The sequence below is a fragment of the Ureibacillus sp. GCM10028918 genome (assembly GCF_042666115.1).
Lineage (GTDB): Bacteria > Bacillota > Bacilli > Bacillales_A > Planococcaceae > Ureibacillus.
Window position 1 is genome coordinate 74,398 of record NZ_JBHTFK010000002.1, and the last position, 18,028, is coordinate 92,425.

At 37.7% G+C, this 18,028-nt stretch carries 15 protein-coding genes; all 15 read left to right on the forward strand.

The window, feature by feature from the left end:
• The first annotated feature begins 20 nt into the window (after positions 1-20).
• The 15 genes from ACFQU5_RS00340 (at position 21) to dnaI (ending at position 17,948) form a co-directional block, all read left to right on the forward strand.
• A complete protein-coding gene (locus tag ACFQU5_RS00340) occupies positions 21-1,376 on the forward strand; it encodes an acyclic terpene utilization AtuA family protein (RefSeq protein WP_390283526.1) in 1,356 nt (451 codons plus the stop codon).
• A 2-nt stretch (positions 1,377-1,378) separates the two neighbouring features.
• Positions 1,379-1,687, forward strand: a complete 309-nt coding sequence (locus tag ACFQU5_RS00345) for a DUF4387 domain-containing protein (RefSeq protein ID WP_390283529.1) — start codon at positions 1,379-1,381, stop codon at positions 1,685-1,687.
• A gap of 30 nt (positions 1,688-1,717) precedes the next feature.
• Positions 1,718-2,620, forward strand: a complete 903-nt coding sequence (locus ACFQU5_RS00350; RefSeq protein WP_390283532.1) for an ABC transporter permease — start codon at positions 1,718-1,720, stop codon at positions 2,618-2,620.
• 13 nt (positions 2,621-2,633) lie between these two features.
• Positions 2,634-3,512, forward strand: a complete 879-nt coding sequence (locus ACFQU5_RS00355; RefSeq protein WP_390283535.1) for a carbohydrate ABC transporter permease — start codon at positions 2,634-2,636, stop codon at positions 3,510-3,512.
• Positions 3,513-3,538: 26 nt separating this feature from the next.
• Positions 3,539-5,005 carry an extracellular solute-binding protein gene (locus tag ACFQU5_RS00360; RefSeq protein WP_390283538.1) on the forward strand — a complete coding sequence of 489 codons (1,467 nt, stop codon included), beginning with the start codon at positions 3,539-3,541 and terminating at the stop codon, positions 5,003-5,005.
• 13 nt (positions 5,006-5,018) lie between these two features.
• Entirely contained in the window at positions 5,019-6,173 is a 1,155-nt protein-coding gene (locus ACFQU5_RS00365) for an ADP-ribosylglycohydrolase family protein (protein ID WP_390283541.1), read from the forward strand.
• A 12-nt stretch (positions 6,174-6,185) separates the two neighbouring features.
• Positions 6,186-8,285 carry an ADP-ribosylglycohydrolase family protein gene (locus tag ACFQU5_RS00370; RefSeq protein ID WP_390283544.1) on the forward strand — a complete coding sequence of 700 codons (2,100 nt, stop codon included), beginning with the start codon at positions 6,186-6,188 and terminating at the stop codon, positions 8,283-8,285.
• A 375-nt stretch (positions 8,286-8,660) separates the two neighbouring features.
• Positions 8,661-9,098, forward strand: coding sequence for a DNA polymerase I (locus ACFQU5_RS00375; protein WP_390283547.1), 438 nt, complete (start codon positions 8,661-8,663; stop codon positions 9,096-9,098).
• Positions 9,099-9,251: 153 nt separating this feature from the next.
• A complete protein-coding gene (gene polA, locus ACFQU5_RS00380) occupies positions 9,252-11,879 on the forward strand; it encodes a DNA polymerase I (protein WP_390283550.1) in 2,628 nt (875 codons plus the stop codon).
• A 12-nt stretch (positions 11,880-11,891) separates the two neighbouring features.
• A complete protein-coding gene (gene mutM, locus ACFQU5_RS00385) occupies positions 11,892-12,764 on the forward strand; it encodes a bifunctional DNA-formamidopyrimidine glycosylase/DNA-(apurinic or apyrimidinic site) lyase (protein ID WP_390283553.1) in 873 nt (290 codons plus the stop codon).
• 16 nt (positions 12,765-12,780) lie between these two features.
• Complete coding sequence (gene coaE / locus ACFQU5_RS00390) at positions 12,781-13,374, forward strand: dephospho-CoA kinase (protein WP_390283555.1); 594 nt, start codon at positions 12,781-12,783, stop codon at positions 13,372-13,374.
• A 304-nt stretch (positions 13,375-13,678) separates the two neighbouring features.
• The gene (locus ACFQU5_RS00395; RefSeq protein WP_390283558.1) at positions 13,679-14,698 is read left to right on the forward strand and encodes a glyceraldehyde-3-phosphate dehydrogenase; all 1,020 of its coding nucleotides are present in this window, start codon (positions 13,679-13,681) and stop codon (positions 14,696-14,698) included.
• 438 nt (positions 14,699-15,136) lie between these two features.
• Positions 15,137-15,607 (forward strand): transcriptional regulator NrdR, encoded by a 471-nt coding sequence (gene nrdR, locus ACFQU5_RS00400; RefSeq protein ID WP_301137984.1) that lies wholly within the window; start codon positions 15,137-15,139, stop codon positions 15,605-15,607.
• 18 nt (positions 15,608-15,625) lie between these two features.
• Positions 15,626-17,011 carry a replication initiation and membrane attachment family protein gene (locus tag ACFQU5_RS00405; protein ID WP_390283562.1) on the forward strand — a complete coding sequence of 462 codons (1,386 nt, stop codon included), beginning with the start codon at positions 15,626-15,628 and terminating at the stop codon, positions 17,009-17,011.
• A 10-nt stretch (positions 17,012-17,021) separates the two neighbouring features.
• Entirely contained in the window at positions 17,022-17,948 is a 927-nt protein-coding gene (dnaI, locus tag ACFQU5_RS00410; RefSeq protein WP_390284676.1) for a primosomal protein DnaI, read from the forward strand.
• Positions 17,949-18,028 lie beyond the last annotated feature (80 nt).

Below are 18,028 nucleotides of genomic sequence, written 5' to 3' on the forward strand. Positions count from 1 at the left end.
AAGAGATGGAGAGGAACTATATGCAGAAGGGCATAAAAATACTATCTCCTTGTGGCATTCTCGGATATGGATTTCCAAAACAACCTTTTCTGGATGCTTTCCAGGAGAAAATTCATGGGATAGTGGTGGATGCAGGATCTACAGATGCGGGTCCACATAAATTGGGGGCGAATGTTTCGATTGTAAGTCGGCGTGCACTCAAGAAGGATTTGTCTATTATTCTTGAAAAAGGTCTGAAGCATCGAATACCTGTCATTATTGGTTCATCAGGGGGAGCAGGAGCAAAAACACATGTTGAGTTAACTCTTGAGGTTGTAAAAGAAATAGTATGTGAACAAAACACCCATGCAAAGATTGGGATTATTTGGGCGGATTTTAAACAACAGACAATTATCGATGCATTGGAGGAAGGACGCATTACGCCATTAAGTTCTAATATTCCAAACCTTACAATGGAAAAGATATTGGATACCAAAACCATAGTGGCTCAGATGGGGCATGAACCCATTTTAAAAGCTTTAAAACAAAGGTGTGACATCATACTATGTGGTCGAAGTTATGACCCATCACCATTTGCTGCTTTAGGTATTTATCATGGGATGGATCCGGGTTTATCTTATCATTTAGGAAAAATTTTAGAGTGTGGTGCTTTATGTGCAGAGCCCGGAACGACAAAAGACAGTATTCTCGGTACGCTATATAACGATTCGTTTACTGTTCAAGCGTTAAATCCAATCCGCAAATGTACACCAATCAGTGTGGCGGCACATACATTTTACGAAAAAGAGCATCCATTTATATTACATGGGCCAGGTTTTACATTAAATCTAGAAAACTGTGAATTTAATGAAATTGCAGATGGCATAATCGAGGTTCGCAACAGTCGATATATTCCTGAAAAAGAAATGAGAATCAAGCTAGAAGGAGCTCGAAAAGTTGCCTATCGTACTTTTGTTATTGCAGGAATTCGTGACCCTGTATTAATCAATCAGTTAGAAGAAGTAGAAAAAGAAGTCCTTGGTCAAGTAAAAAGTTATTTTACGGAGATTTCCGAGGATGATTACAAAGTAAATTTTTATCATTACGGTAAGGATGCCGTATTAGGGGAGCAAGAGCCCAGTCCCTTTTTTGGACATGAAATTGGAGTGATGTTCGAGGTATTGGCGAAAGATCAAGAATTGGCAAATTCAATCTGTTCCAATGTCCGGTCAACGTTTCTGCATTATGGCTATGAAGGACGAAAATCATCAGCAGGGAATTTAGCTTTCCCATTTGCTCCAAGCGATATTGAATTTGGTCCAGTTTATGAATTTTCTATTTATCATCTAATGAGGATTACCCAAGATCCATTCCTTCTGGAAGTAATGGAGGTGTAATAATGGTCAAATTAGTTGAAAAAGCAAAAATCTTACGCAGCAAAAATGCGGGGCCGTTTGAAATTACATTAGACGTCTTGTTCGATGACAAAAGGACTTATGAGGAAGTTAAGAACGCAGGGGTTATTACGAAAGAGACGATTGCTGAAATATATAATTTGAGCATAGCGGACATTCATCACCTTGTTTATTTCGATCAAGCACTTGGCATAAAAATCACGTTTGCAAGAAAGGTCTCCTCGGGGAGCCCGGGGGATAGGGATGTTTATGGAGCACAACAGCATGCCCCATTAATGAATCTTGAACTTTAAAGAAGACACCCGTTAGAAAGGAGTGAGGGGATGAGAAGAGTAAGTAGCTTAAAGCGTATTCATAAAGATTGGATTTTATATTTGATGTTGTTGCCTGGAATGCTCTATTTTGTAATCTTTCACATTATTCCTATAGTAAATATGAAACTAGCATTTCAAGATTACAGAATTATAGGCGAAAATGTGTGGGTTGGAATGAAGCATTTTCAGCAGTTGTTTAGCTCTCCAGCATTTAAGGATGTATTAACGAATACGGTTATCATTAGTACAATGAAGATTATCTTTATTTTTCCAATTCCCATTCTAGTCTCGCTTTTAGTAAATGAATTGCGTTTTGGTCCCTACCGTAAATATGTTCAATCGGTTTCTTATTTACCTCACTTCCTATCATGGGTAGTTATAGCGGGAATTTGGATTACATTACTTGATCCAGTTGATGGGGGAGTGAATGTTATACGTAATTTCTTCCAATTGCCCTCGCTGGACTACATGACAAGTAAAGAACACATTAGGTGGGTCCTCGTATACTCTGAAATGTGGAGAAGTGCAGGATGGGATTCCATTTTATATTTGGCGGCGATCCTAAAAATTAATCCCTCTCTTTATGAAGCGGCCCGGATAGATGGTGCAACAACCCTTCAACAAATGCGATATATCACCATCCCGGCGCTTATGAGCACAGTCGTCACTTTGTTTATTTTAAATTTAGGATTCTTTATGAGTGCAGGGTTTGACCAAGTATTCAACTTAATGAATGATTCCGTACTAAGTGTCATTGATATTTTAGATACGTATGTTTATAGAATTGGTATATTGAATGGTCAGTATTCATATGCAACAGCTGCAAGCTTGTTTAAAGGTGTCATTGGCTTGGTATTGATTTTAGGTACTCATTTCATGTCGAAACGGTTAACTGGTAAAGGTGTATGGTAGAGGGGGGATTAAGATGAGGCAATTTAGCATCACTAAGGCGATTATTCAATTCATATTATTTGTATTTACTTTAGCAGTCTTAATTCCTTTACTAAATATTCTCGCAATGTCGCTCTCCGAACCTGCTAGAGTCAATGAATTATCGGGCCTTGGAGTTATGCCAAAAGGCTTTTCGCTTATTAACTATGAAATTATTATGTCCAATCCGTTTATATTAAAGAGCATTTTTAACTCGGTTTTTATAACAATTGTGGGTACCTGTCTAAACCTATTTTTAACAGCCATTACAGCCTATGTTTTAGCTCGAACTGAATTTGTTGGAAAACGAATTGTATTAGTTGTCTTGGTTGCCATTATGGTATTTGAACCATCGATGATTACCGAATATTTATTAATGAAGGATTTGCATTTATTAAATTCATATGCTGCCGTCATTTTATATAAAGCGATTAATGTCTATTATTTATTCATTTTGATGCGTTTCTTCCAAGAAGTTCCTAATAGTATATTGGAAGCAGCCAAAATAGATGGAGCGGGACACTTCCGGATTTTTACGAGAATTATGCTGCCCCTGTCAAAACCGGCACTTGCAACATTAGCCTTGTTTTATGGCGTATATCATTGGAATGAATATTTCCGTGCCACAATTTATTTATCGGATCCAAATAAGTGGCCGCTTCAAGTTGTATTAAGGCAGTTTGTTGTAACACAGGACAATACGACGTTATTGAAAGGTGTAGAGGGAATGTCGCCTGAACTCCTTGCCACTCTTGATTTTGGCTCACTGCAATCAGCCACGATTGTAGTCGCTGTTATTCCAATGTTATTGCTTTATCCACTAATTCTTAAATATTTTACAAAGGGGACTATGGATGGTGGAGTGAAGGAATAGTAAAAAATTAAACGGGGGGTTTCAAAGTGAAGAAGTTGGTATGGGTAATGTTATTAGGATTGCTGGCGGTTCTATTAGTTGCATGCAGTGATAAAACGGGGGAGGAAGCTGTTGAGCCCGAAGTAACCGAGGATGGAAAAACGGTCATCACGATTGCTTATAAAGATGATGGACCTTCGAGTGAAGCTTCAGTGAAATATTATGATGCTCTCGAAACAGCATTAAAGGAACATCGAGACTTAAATGTAGACTTTAATATTGTTGAAATTGCCCAAGGTGATTATGCTGAAAAACTAAATTTACTTCTTTATAGCGGAGATATTCCAGATATTATTTATTTCCAAGGTAGTGATGAACAAATAGCTGCACAAGGATTGCTGGAGGATTTAACACCGTATATCGAGGACTCGGAGTATTTAAAAGATATTTTGTATGAACACAATGGTACAAGATTAGAGAACTATCCATATTTATTATGGGTGAAGCCAATCAATCACAAAGTGCCGGTCGTACGTACAGACTTCTTGGAGCAACTAACAACTTCAGAAAGCTTATTAGCTGATCCAACTGTTGAAAACTATCGAGCTTTCTTTGAGGAGATGGTTGATAAAGGATTGTCCCAATATGGGGTAACTGTAGCTGGTGATATTGCGGAACTGGATTTTATTTTTAATCGCGCATTTGGCGTTACTTCCACATGGTTAGAAGATGGTGCCGGTGGTTATGTGTACAAAAAAGTATCCGATGCTGAAAAGGAAAAACTCGCATTTTATGCGGAGCTCTATGAGGATGGATTACTGGATAATCAGTATTTAACAAAACAATGGGATGTAAAAGAAGATGATTTCTATAACAACAAAGCAGGGGTTATTGTCGGTACAAATGGTAAAGTAATAGATTTATATAATACGCGCACGAAGGCAGTCAACGGAGATAGTGCAGAGTTAACCGTATTGCCGAGTGCTTCAGGTGTCTCATCTGGTTATGCAGCAACCAGCGTGACAAAGGAGCCGCGAGGACTTGCAATATCGTCGCAATCCCCAAATAAAACAATTGCATTTGAAATATTGGATTTCTTGGCGAGTCCTGAAGGGATGAAACTTGATTTATTAGGGTATGAAGGGGAACATTACAATATCGAGAATGAGGAGATTGTGTTAACGGAGAAATTTTATTCTGAATGGTTTTCTAGGTTCTGGGAGCCGCAAAATGTGAAGCTTGATATACCGATGAGTTCGGATACGCCATTATTAAGTCCTCCAGGGCAAGCATCTACAAATGCAGTAGTTGACACTTATGTCGCGGATAATGACTTCATAATTCCGGAAGAGTATATTAGCCAGTGGGATGCCATGGAAAATCTTTATAAAGAATATGCAGCTGATATTATTACGGGAAAAGTTCCGGTTGATGAGTTTGATACTTTTGTAGAAGAGTGGTATGCAGCGGGTGGAGAAGAGATTACAAAATTAGCGAATGAAACGGTACAGTAAAGGACTGTTGCGAATGGGGTCATTTGAAGATCGTGTGAAAGGCGTTTTAATTTCGGGAGCACTGGGCGATGCGCTCGGTGCTCCGGTTGAAAAATTGTCACGGAAAGAAATTAAAAATAAGTATGGCTATGTAACAACTATGAAAACGCGTTGGTACAAAGAAAAATTAGGGGAAGAGGCAACACTTGGAAAACGGCGCGGCAATGGGATTATTACGGATGATACTTTAATGACCCTTGCCCTTTGTCGTGTATATAAAACGGTAAAACGTCATTTAGATGCTTATGATTTAGCAAATGAGTTTACGAAAGAAATTGCTTTCCGAAAAACATTTATTCCTGAATTTGGTCGTGAATCTCTTATATTAGATCGATTATTTTACCCGGAAAAGCATATCTTCCTTCGCCATGTACTCGCAAATTGTGAGCCTCGAGAAGGTGGGATAGGAAATATGGTGAACTGTGGTGCAGCCATGTATATTGCTCCTATTGGAATAGTAAACGCAGGAAATCCACTTGCTGCATATAATGAAGCAATAGCTTTTGCTTCGGGGCACCAAGTAAGCTATGGTCTTGAAGCGGCTGGAGTATTAGCGGCATGTGTAGCATGTGCATTCACTCCAAACGTTACTGTTGAGGATGTTATTGAAACGGCAATTTCCTTAGCTAAGGATGGCACAAAACAAGCAATCATAGCCCTTACAAAGATCGCAAAAGAATTGAAGAAGAGTAAATGCTCCTACCAAGAATTGGTGGCAATTTTACATGAAAGCATTGCACCTTTTTCGCCCATGGGTGATGATGTGCATCGCAAAATAGAGAAAGTCGGAATTCCTTCCAATCATTATACACCAAGCCGACTATTCTCTATTGAGGAATTACCGCTTGCATTAGCCTTTATCGTTTATAACGATGGAGATTACTACAAATCTATTTTAGACGGCATCAATTCTGGAAGAGATACAGACTCGATTGGTGTAATGGTGGGAGTGATTTTGGGGGCGATGTATGGAACGAATTTTATAAATCGTGACAACATAGACTTGCTTTCTAAGACAAACCAAATCAATTTTGATGAAGAAGCCATATCCTTTGCGAGTGTAGCTAAACAAATTATTGAAAAGGATTTACAAATCATTCGAAAACAGGAAGGAATTATTGGGCATTAATTGGGGGGCCATATGATGATCCCAAATAATTATCTGGAAAAAGTATATGCAAGTATATTAGCGATGAATGCTGGTATACGATTAGGTGCGCCAGTCGAACCACCTGAATGGACATTTGAAATGATCCAAGATGTATTTGGAGAGATAAAAGACTATGTAAAAGACTATAATGTCTTTTCGGCAGATGACGATGCAAACGGTCCCATTTTTTTTATAAGAGCACTATTAGATCATGCAAAGGACCGTAAATTAGAACCACAGGATGTCGCCAAAACTTGGTTAAACTATTTGCGTGAAGGTAGAGGCATGATTTGGTGGGGGGGCGACCAAATCAGTACAGAACATACAGCCTACTTAAATTTGAAAAAAGGGATTAAAGCTCCACGTTCTGGTTCGATTGAACAGAATGGAGAGATTTTAGCCGAACAAATCGGCGGGCAAATTTTTATTGATTCTTTTGGTTTAATCTTTCCAAATAACCCAAGCAAGGCGGCAGAGTATGCCGAAATTGCAGCAAGTGTATCCCACGATCGAAACGGGATATTCGGTGCTCGTTTTATTGCAGCTTGTATTGCTTTAGCATTTGCTAAAAATGAGGTCCATGAAATTCTCTATGAAGCTTTAAAGCAAATTCCAGTCGATAGTACGTATGCAAAGGTAGTCCATGCGGTAATTGATTTTCACAAAAAAAATCCAAATGACTTCCGGGCTTGCCGGGACTTTTTAGAACAAGAATGGGGATATGATAAGTACGGTGGAATCTGTCATATCATTCCAAATGCAGGGGTTTGTATTCTGGCTCTTTTGTACGGAGAAGGGAATATTAGCCGAACAATTGAAATTGCCACCATGTGTGGTTGGGATACGGATTGCAACGCTGGTACGGTTGGTTCAATTGTGGGAGCGTTAACCGGGATAGATGGATTTGCTCCCAATTACCGAAAGCCAATCAATGATTCTATCGTTGCATCCAGTGTTTCAGGATATTTAAATATTGTAGACTTACCCACATTTGCAAAACAAGTTGCTCTATTAGGCTACCGTGAAGCAAATGAAGAACCCCCTGCACAACTAGTGAAAAGCTATAAAGAGAAGGAAGTCTATTTGGATTTTACTTTACCTGGGTCTACTCATGGATTTGGCACTAGTTATCCTTTTAAAACTTTTTTGCGTCATGCACAAAATAAAGGATATAGAACTAGCGGATCGTTAGAAATCGTTGTAATTAGGATGTACCAGGGAGATTTATCGACGGTTTTTTATAGAAGTTTTTACCGAAGAAATCTTTTTATGGATGAAAAATATTCGCCAACCTTTGCGCCGACTGCCTATAGTGGGCAAACGGTTTCCATGAAAGTAAGAGTAGAACGCTTGCATGGAGAGGCAATCATTTTGACCCCATACGTCCGTACTACTTATGATAAAAAAACAATCGAAACAAAGGAACCTATTATAATTGATAATATTTGGCAAACGATTGAATTTACAATCCCAGATACAAAAGGTGATTTAGTAGAGGAAGTGGGTCTGATGATTCACACGGACTCCTCGCGAACGGAAAGAGCATTTGGCAAAATCTTTTTGGATGAGTTTCGAATCTATGGTAAGCCATCTTATGAAATTGATTTTAAAAAACAAGCCGTCGAGTTTAGTTGTGTGACACCATTTGCTCATCACCGTGGAAAATGGACATTGGAAAAAGATAAAATGCAAATGGAAAGCGATGAAGAATGCGCAAGCTTCACAGGGCATTATTATATGGAAGAGGCAATCATTGAAGCTCAAATTCGTCCAGTAAAAGGAAACTCGCATGGAATTTTGTTTCGAGCACTGGGTACATCACAATTTTATTATGCAGGTTTTGATTCTGGAGACAAAGTGTCTATTGGGTTAAAGAATTTTGATACAACTGTATTAGCCGTGACAGAATACAAATGGAAACATGATGAGTTGTATCATTTAAAGGTGAAAGCAATAGATAATAATTTATCTTTTTATATAAATGATGAGCTTTTGTTAACGGTACAAGATGAAACCTATCAACATGGAATGTGGGGGTTCTATGCTTTTGAAGGTGGAGAATGCTCCTATGACAATATTAAAATAAATTAGATTAACCAAAAGGTATGAGTGTAGACAAAGTCGATGATCGACTTTGTCTACACTCATTTTAATAGAAATACTTGAAAATTAAAGATACCTCAGACTAACTTGAAAACGCTTGCCAGACAAGGCGGGAAGCCAAGTGAAGACCCGAATAGAACAAAACGTTCATGAGGGGACGAACGAGGCAACCAACGCAGTATGCGAGCGTATGTCAACAGTCTGAAAAGGTATAACCAATAAAATATGAGGTTATACCTTTTATATTGCAAGATAAAACATTAATTTTAAAAAATAGGCTAAAAGATACATATTTTACTACTATCTATTAATATAACTTCTGTTGTACTATAAACGTATATTATCTGAAAAGAGGAATGAAAGTTGTACAAAGTAAATCAACTGATTCAAAATATACTTCTAGCATTCATCATGTCTTGTTCTATTACTTCTATATTTAGAGCAACAACATACTCATGGTTAAAATTTGAAGTAATACATATACCTTTATTGTTTATTGTTATGTTCTGCATTTCGCTATTTGTTGTAGAGGATGTTCGTGATAGCTTCAAAAAAGTGTTGAAATTTGAAAGCAGAAAAGACAAAAGACCAATCTGGCAAGTGGGTGTGGGGATGATTTTTTACTTCACACAAGTAGGAATAGTAGAGGTATTTGCCCGAAGCCTAATGGTACACGATCTTGGTGGAATGCCGCTTTATCTAGTATTCGCCTTTATGAACGCATTTTTACTAACAGTAATATATGAAGAAATCTTTTATCCAAAATTATCAAAGAACCAAACTCCTAAAATTCATGGTTGAGTTGTTGTAATAATGGTCCCTTGTAGCACGTATTGGTCGTAATTTCGACTGATACGTGTTTTATAATGGAAAAAAGCCAGTACAAAGGATAAAGTAAAATAGAGAAGATTATTTAATAACAAGACTTGTTGCAATTATGAAGGAGAGCGTTTAATGGCTAAAGAAAAATTATTATTACTTGATGGAAATAGCTTGGCATATCGTGCATTTTTTGCGTTGCCGCTACTCGCAAATGACAGTGGAATTCATACGAATGCTGTATATGGATTTACGACGATGCTGCAAAAAATAGTAGAAGAAGAGAAACCGACAAAAATGCTTGTTGCTTTTGATGCGGGAAAAACAACCTTCCGCCACGAATCCTTCGGGGAGTATAAGGGCGGACGTCAAAAAACGCCGCCAGAGCTTTCAGAGCAATTTCCGTATTTGCGAAAGCTGATTGATGCCTATCAAATCAAGCGGTATGAAAAAGAGCTTTATGAAGCAGATGACATTATCGGGACACTTGCCAAGCAAGCTGAAAGTGAAAACATGGATGTCATTGTTGTTTCGGGTGATAAGGACTTAACACAGCTCGCTACTGAGCAGGTGACTGTGTATATCACTCGTAAGGGAATGACGGATATTGAAAAATATACGCCAGCACATATAGAAGAAAAGTATGGGCTCTCCCCACTTCAAATTATTGATATGAAGGGGCTAATGGGAGATGCTTCAGATAATATTCCGGGTGTACCCGGTGTTGGTGAAAAAACAGCCATCAAATTACTGAAGGAATACGGTTCTGTCGAAACATTATATGAAAAAATTGAAGACATGAAAAAGTCGAAAATGAAAGAAAAGCTGGTGGAAAATGAAGAGTCAGCAAAGCTATCCAAAAAGCTGGCAACTATTTTTACGGAAGCGCCGATCGAAATCACGCTCGAGGATTTAAATTATCCAGGACCCAATGAAGAAGAACTTTTATCTATATGGCAAGAGCTTTCCTTTAAGTCATTAATTGAAAAAAGTGACTTCCAGGTAGAAGAAAAAGAAACAGCTGAATTAGAATTCAAGATTGTCCAAGAAGTGACAGAGGGTATGCTAAAGGATGTAATGGCCGTTCATGTCGAGATTGAAAATGAACATTATCATTCGTGCCGCGTTTTAGGCTTTGCCTTTACTGATGGAGTAAAAACCTTCTATCTTTCTTTTGATGCAATGCAGGAAAACGAAGCCATCAAAAATTGGTTGGAAGACGAAACGAAGAAAAAGTATATGTCAGATAGCAAAGCAGCTCAAGCAATCTTAAATCGTGTGGGGATTACTTTGCGTGGTGTTGAATTTGACATGTTGTTGGCTGCTTATATTGTTAATCCTGCTATCTCAGGTGATGATATAGCTACACTTGCAAAAGAATTTGGATATACAGATATACAAGCCAATGAAACGATTTATGGAAAAGGGGCAAAATGGACGGTTCCGAGTGAATCGGTTTTAGGTGAGCATGTCAGTCGCAAAGCTTTTGCTATCTGGTCACTGCAGCCGGTTGTCGAAGAGAAGCTAAAGGAAAATGAACAGTTCGAGCTGTATTACGAATTAGAGCTTCCGCTGGCGTCAATTCTCGGATCTATGGAAAGCAAAGGAATCAAAGTTGATATCCCGACACTTGAAAACATGGGTAAGGACTTGGGACAGAAAATATCCGCTCTTGAAAAAGAGATTTATGAGCTTGCAGGAGAGAAGTTTAATATTAATTCTCCTAAACAATTAGGTGTAATTCTATTTGAAACACTGGGTCTGCCGGTAGTGAAGAAAACAAAAACGGGTTATTCAACTGCTGCTGATGTTCTAGAGAAGCTACAAACTGAACATAAAATCGTTCAATATATTTTGGATTACCGTCAATTGGCGAAACTACAATCCACTTATATTGAAGGGCTTATGAAGGAAGTTCACTGTGAAGACAGCAAGGTGCATACTCGCTTCCAACAAGCATTAACTTCGACTGGTCGATTAAGTTCAACAGATCCAAACCTTCAAAATATTCCTATTCGCCTGGAAGAAGGTCGAAAAATTCGACAGGCATTTGTCCCTTCAGAAAAGGAGTGGGTATTATTCGCAGCAGACTATTCACAAATCGAATTGCGCGTACTGGCTCATATGTCCAATGATGAAGCTTTAGTGGAAGCTTTTAATGAAGGAATGGATATTCATACCCGTACGGCAATGGACGTATTCCATGTATCAGAAGAAGAAGTCACTTCGAATATGCGTCGTGCCGCTAAAGCCGTTAACTTTGGTATTGTATATGGAATAAGTGATTATGGTCTATCTCAAAGTTTAAATATTACACGGAAAGAAGCTGGCGAATTTATTGAAAAATATTTGGAAAGCTTCCCGGGTGTAAAAGAATATATGGATACGATTGTGCAAGAAGCGAAGCTAAAGGGATATGTAACAACGATTTTAAATCGTCGCCGCTATTTACCAGATATTACGAGCAGAAATTTCAACCTGCGCAGCTTTGCAGAGCGTACTGCCATGAATACCCCAATTCAAGGCAGTGCAGCGGATATTATTAAAAAAGCGATGATCGATATGGATGCACGCTTAAAAGAAGAAGGCTTAAAGTCGAAATTATTATTACAAGTACACGATGAATTAATTTTTGAAGCACCAAAAGAGGAAATTGAAATTCTAGAGCGAATTGTACCGGAAGTAATGGAGCATGCGATCGAACTTACGGTTCCATTAAAAGTAGATTTCAACTATGGTCATACTTGGTACGATGCAAAATAAGGAAGTGGAAATATGCCTGAATTACCAGAGGTAGAAGGTGTTGTTCGGGCACTGGTGCCAGCTGTTGAAGGGAAAACGATTTTAAAAGTGGAACTCTCAGATACAATATACAGCTCTTTTGGACTAGGCAAACAATGCATTGTCAAAAATATTGAGCCAAACCTATTTGAGGAAGTAATGCAAGGAATGAATATCCAAAGCATTACACGTCGCTCAAAATATATCTATTTTCACTTAGAAAAAAATCAAGAAAACTTTCTTTTTGTAAATCATTTAGGAATGACTGGTGCATGGTTTGTTGTTCAGAATTTAAGTGATATTACAGAAGAGAAATTTCGTAAGCATGTGCATGCAATTTTTACCCTTGAATCTGGAGAACTTCTAGTTTATTCAGATATAAGAAGATTTGGCGAGCTTCGTTTTGTTAAAAAAGTAGAGGACCATCCGCCACTTCTTCTAATGGCACCAGAACCGTTTGAAAAAGGCGCATGTGAGTTCTTTTTAGAAAAATGTGAGTTAACAAAATATCAAAACAAGCCTATTAAAGAAGTGATCATGGACGGACAGGTCATTTCAGGCTGCGGCAATATTTATGCAACAGAAGCACTTTTTAAAATGGGCATTCATCCTGCTCGGAAAACGAATCGCATTAGTAAAAAGCGAAAAATTGAATTGTTTGAAGCGATTCGTACAATTTTAAAGGAAAGCATTGAGATGGGTGGTTCCACCATTTCAGATTACCGTAATATAAATGGTGAAGCTGGTGGAATGCAAGATCGTCTAAAAATGTATGGGAAGAAAACTTGCCCTCAATGTAATACAGCTACAAAATCATTAATAATAGGCGGACGAACTTCGGTGTATTGTCCGAAATGTCAGCATTAAAAGGTGTGTTCAGAGAATGATTATTGGGTTAACCGGCAGTATCGCAAGCGGTAAAAGTACCGTTGCTAATATGTTGAAGAAATATGGCCTTCCCATTGTCGATGCAGATGTAGTGGCTCGACTTGTAGTGGAACCGGGAACACCAACTCTGCAAAAAATTGTAGAGGCATTTGGTGAAGATGCTTTAACAGAAAATGGTGCTATGAATCGTGAAAAAATTGGTGCCATCGTTTTTAATGATGAAGAGAAAAGAAAAATGTTGAACAGCATCATTCATCCAGCCATACGTGAAGAGATGATTCGTCAACGTGACGAGCATGTTGAAAATGGTGCAGAAACAGTCATCATGGACATACCTCTATTGTTTGAAAGCAAGTTGCAGCACTTCGTAGAGAAAATTTTAGTTGTGTCGGTTACAGAGGAAACGCAATTGAAGCGTTTAATGGAGCGAAATCAATTGCCGGAAGAAGATGCGAAAGCACGTATACGCTCGCAGTTGCCTTTAACTGTGAAAGAACAAGGGGCAGATGCGGTTATAAATAATAATGGAACGATTGAACAAACAGCAGAACAATTAGAAACCATTCTGCGCAATTGGAATGTCATTTAACCCCAATTCTTGTACTTTATGCGTATCATTAAAGTAAATATGCTATACAATTGGTCGACTTTGATGAGTCGGCCTTTTTATTTTTTATAAGAGTTGTGGTGAAACAAAAACTTTCAGGAAATTAAATAAACTCTAATGCATATAATCTGCGTGGTTCGGGTATATACACAATAGGATTATTCAGAAAATAGAAACTTTTTAATTCTGAATAAATTGTGTTCATCTTTTAGGTAAATGTGTTATACTAATTGCAAGAGATAGAATAATATATTACTAACTGCAAATACAGGAGGATTTACAAATAATGACAGTTTCTATTGCTATTAATGGGTTTGGCCGTATTGGACGCATGGTTTTCCGCCAAGCAATTGCTCAAGATGAATTAAATATCGTTGCGATAAATGCTAGTTATCCATCAGAAACGTTAGCACATTTAATTAAGTATGACACAAATCATGGTCGATTTGAAGGAACAGTTGAAGCAGAAGAAAACGCTTTAATTGTAAATGGTAAGCGTGTTCAACTAATTAGTGAACGTGATCCATTACAATTGCCATGGAAACAATTAGGTGTAGATATCGTAATTGAAGCAACAGGTAAATTTAATGATCGCGAAAAAGCAGCAATGCATTTAGAAGCTGGTGCAAAAAAAGTTATTTTAACTGCTCCAGGTAAAAATGAAGATATTACACTTGTAATGGGTGTCAACGATGAGTTGTTGGATATCGAAAAACATGATGTGATTTCAAATGCATCATGTACAACTAACTGTCTAGCCCCTGTAGCAAAAGTACTAAATGATACATTTGGTATCGAGAATGGGTTAATGACAACAGTTCACGCTTTTACAAATGACCAAAAGAATTTAGATAATCCACATAAAGATCTACGCCGTGCTCGTGCATGTGCAGATAGCATCATTCCGACTTCAACAGGTGCTGCAAAAGCTTTATCGCTAGTTTTACCTGAATTAAAAGGTAAATTACACGGAATGGCTTTACGTGTTCCAACTTCAAACGTATCATTAGTTGATCTTGTAGTGGATCTTCAAAGAGATGTAACTGTTGAAGAAGTTAATGAAGCATTCAAGGCTGCAAGTGAAGGTCCTTTAAAAGGAATTTTAAACTTTACAATGGAACCTTTAGTTTCAACAGACTATAATACAACAACATACTCTTCTACTATTGACGGTCAGTTGACAATGGTAATGGGTACTCGCAAAGTGAAAGTACTTGCTTGGTATGACAATGAGTGGGGCTACTCATCTCGTGTAGTAGACTTAACAAAGAAAATCGTCAAAGCTTTAGAAGTAGTTATAGCATAGTTGTTTGTGCAATAATACACAAAGAGGTAGGGGTATATGCTCCTATCTTTTTTGTTTTGATATGTCTTCCATATTCCATATAATGTCCTTTTAAAATATCGGTTGTACTAATAAATTTGCCATCGTCTTTTGCGAAAGGTCACCTCAGGCATTGTTAACCCTGCTGCACCCTCTAGAAATATTGCATAGTTTACATAGTAGGATGTGCCTGTTCTTTAAGATGCCTGATCTGGATATTTTTATCTAATTAGTCTTTTATTTCTTGCCATCGATAGTTTAATAGTGGATGGGAGAAGAAAAATATAAGAAAATAATGTTTTTCTATTGCAAAATATATTAGAATTGACTATTACGAACACTAAATAACTGCTATTTTTCTATATAAATGAGATTTGTTATAATAAGAGTAATGAAAAAGAGTGAGACGGGAGAAATACTATGAGATGTCCAGCTTGTCAATATAATGGAACACGTGTTGTGGATTCGAGACCTGTTGATGATAATAAAGAAATACGACGGCGCCGGGAATGTGAATCCTGTGGGGTTCGTTTTACTACATTTGAAAAGATTGAAGAAACGCCTTTAATCGTTGTTAAAAAAGATGGTTCAAGGGAAGAATTTAGTCGAGAAAAAGTATTGCGCGGTCTGATTCGTGCCTGTGAGAAACGCCCAGTAACGTTAGACACTTTAGAAGGAATTGCTCTGTCTGTAGAAAAAGATCTAAGAAGAATAGGCAATTCAGAAGTTCGTTCTGACGATGTTGGCGAAAAGGTTATGAATTTGCTGGCAAAAGAAGATGAAGTGGCCTATGTTCGTTTCGCATCCGTCTATCGTCAATTTAAAGATATCAACGTGTTTATTGCAGAAATGAAAGAACTTCTTCAGCGTCAATCTGATTTAAAAAAATAAAGTTATGGAGGGAAATAAATGGTTCATTTGTATAAGGAAGTACAGCCTACGGATCATTTTGAAATAAGTCTCCCTCATTTTCTTTCAACGAATGAACGTCAATTACTGACATTGTTTTATCAACCCTTGACTGGCCCTGAACCAATAAGTCTTTATTTAACATTATGGGCAGAAGGGGAAGACCTACATAATAATCATCCGATGACCCATTATTATTTGATGAATGTATTAAATATGCCAATCGGGAAAATTTTTGAAGCGAGAATTGCACTTGAGGCAATCGGATTACTACGAACTTTCCGAAAAGATGAAGAAGATAGTCGCCAGTTCATTTATGAGTTAATTCGTCCTCTTGATGCGCCTGCATTTTTTCAAGATCCGTTACTTTCAATGTTCCTATTCTCGAAGATTGGTGAACAGGCTTACCGAAAGCTTCGCAGACGCTTTACGAGAGCCATCAATAAGGACACGTTTAAAGAGGTTTCCCGTTCATTTATGGATGTGTACAAGCCAGTACATATGAATGTGCCAAAGGATTTTGCTGAGATGAATGAAGGAAAGAAACATGATTATCCGTTTTATTTTGAACAGTTCGATTTTAATTTGTTAATGTCGGGGTTATCGGAAAGTCTGATTCCTTCTAGCAGTATCACGGCTGAAGTAAAAGAAGTAATCGCAAAGCTTGCATTTCTTTATCATTTATCGCCTTTAGATATGCAAAAGGTTGTTATTTTAGCGCTGGATGATAATATGCATATCTCCATTGATCGATTAAAAAAGGCAGCTGCGGATTATTATAAGCTAACTGTTTCCAAGGATGCCCCAAAAATGGAAAAAACATTTGTTCAAAGTGAGAAGCCGCAAGCTGCACTAAAATCGACAAAGGAGCAGGAACTTCAAATTTATCTCGAAACAACACCACCGCTTCAAGTATTAAGAGATATAAATAACGGGAAAGAGCCATTGCCATCTTCGGTTGAACTGGCAGAGGAATTAATTGTGAAGCACGGGATGCCGGTGGGGGTAGTAAATGTTCTTCTGGAATATGTAATGCTGACTACCGATATGAAGCTGCCTCGAAAATATGTGGAAAGAATCGCTGACCACTGGATACGAAAAAACCTAAAAACGGCAAAAGAGGCAATGGAATTAGCTCGCACCGAAAGGGATCAGTATACAAAGTGGAAAAATGAAAACGACAATAAAGCGCAAGGTACAAAACCAAGTGGTTCCGGCTATAAAAATTCGAATCGACAAAGTAAAGAAATAATCCCTGAATGGTTTTATAAACGAAATAAACAGGAAGAAGCTAAGAAGCCTGATATTGAAAAACAGAAGTCAACAGAGGAACGACGCAAAAAGATTTTAGAAGCGTTGGGACAATCAGATGGAGAGGTGACTTAAAATCGAACCTATTAATAAAGCTCTTAATAGAGTAATAAAAATGCCATCTTTTCAAGAACGGTATGATAAATTGAGAAGAGAAATTTTAGAAAATGCACAAGTTCAAAAGTTTTTGGAAGAAAATGACACTCTTGTTGATAAAGATATGGTTGAGCGTGGTTTAACCACACTAAATGAGTATATTAGTCAGAATTCTAGTTGCTGCGGATGCGATAATACTGACAATTGTACAAACTATCTAAATGGATTTATTCCAAAACTATCGATCATTCGCAATTCAATTGAAATTGAATATTACAAATGTGAACAGAAGCTGATCGAGGAAGAAAGACGCGAATCGGCGAAAATGATTTCAAGCATGTTCATGCCAAAAGATGTATTACGAGCTAGGGTTAAAGATTTATTAAATAATGATTCTCAAATAGATGTAGCGGAACTTGCATCAAAGTTCATAAAAATAGTGAAAGAAACTGGAGAGTTACCATCAAAGGGTCTTTATATTTATGGCCCGTTTGGTGTGGGGAAATCTTTTGTGCTTGGTGCGATTGCAAATGAACTGGCAAGTTTGAAGATTCGATCAGTACTTGTTTTCGTCCCTGAATTTTTAAGTGAAATGAAACAAGCTATTTCTGATAATACGCTTCAAGAAAAGATTGATTTTGTGAAAAAGGCACCGGTATTAATGTTGGATGACTTGGGAGCGGAAACCCTAACGACCTGGACTCGCGATGAGATTCTTGGAACAATCCTGCATTATCGTATGGCAGAAGAGCTGCCCACTTTTATCACTTCTAACTTTGATTATGATGGGTTGGAAAATCATTTGGCTAACTCTCAAAAGGGTGGAGTGGAAGTAGTTAAAGCTGCGCGAATAATGGAACGTATTAAAACGACTACTACACCAATTCAAATGGAAGGTACAAACCGAAGAGTCTAAAAGAAAAAATTTCAGTTGATTGTTGCAATTTTAAATCTTCGGGCGTATACTACATTGTAATTAAGAAATATCTAAATGCT

Excerpts from the sequence above, each read along its gene's own strand:
- ACFQU5_RS00405 (WP_390283562.1), top strand. The coding sequence starts at position 15,626 with ATGGTTCATTTGTATAAGGAAGTACAGCCTACGGATCATTTTGAAATA.
- ACFQU5_RS00395 (WP_390283558.1), top strand. The coding sequence starts at position 13,679 with ATGACAGTTTCTATTGCTATTAATGGGTTTGGCCGTATTGGACGCATG.
- coaE (WP_390283555.1), top strand. The coding sequence starts at position 12,781 with ATGATTATTGGGTTAACCGGCAGTATCGCAAGCGGTAAAAGTACCGTT.
- ACFQU5_RS00370 (WP_390283544.1), top strand. The coding sequence starts at position 6,186 with ATGATGATCCCAAATAATTATCTGGAAAAAGTATATGCAAGTATATTA.
- ACFQU5_RS00365 (WP_390283541.1), top strand. The coding sequence starts at position 5,019 with ATGGGGTCATTTGAAGATCGTGTGAAAGGCGTTTTAATTTCGGGAGCA.
- nrdR (WP_301137984.1), top strand. The coding sequence starts at position 15,137 with ATGAGATGTCCAGCTTGTCAATATAATGGAACACGTGTTGTGGATTCG.
- ACFQU5_RS00340 (WP_390283526.1), top strand. The coding sequence starts at position 21 with ATGCAGAAGGGCATAAAAATACTATCTCCTTGTGGCATTCTCGGATAT.
- ACFQU5_RS00355 (WP_390283535.1), top strand. The coding sequence starts at position 2,634 with ATGAGGCAATTTAGCATCACTAAGGCGATTATTCAATTCATATTATTT.
- ACFQU5_RS00350 (WP_390283532.1), top strand. The coding sequence starts at position 1,718 with ATGAGAAGAGTAAGTAGCTTAAAGCGTATTCATAAAGATTGGATTTTA.
- polA (WP_390283550.1), top strand. The coding sequence starts at position 9,252 with ATGGCTAAAGAAAAATTATTATTACTTGATGGAAATAGCTTGGCATAT.
- mutM (WP_390283553.1), top strand. The coding sequence starts at position 11,892 with ATGCCTGAATTACCAGAGGTAGAAGGTGTTGTTCGGGCACTGGTGCCA.
- ACFQU5_RS00345 (WP_390283529.1), top strand. The coding sequence starts at position 1,379 with ATGGTCAAATTAGTTGAAAAAGCAAAAATCTTACGCAGCAAAAATGCG.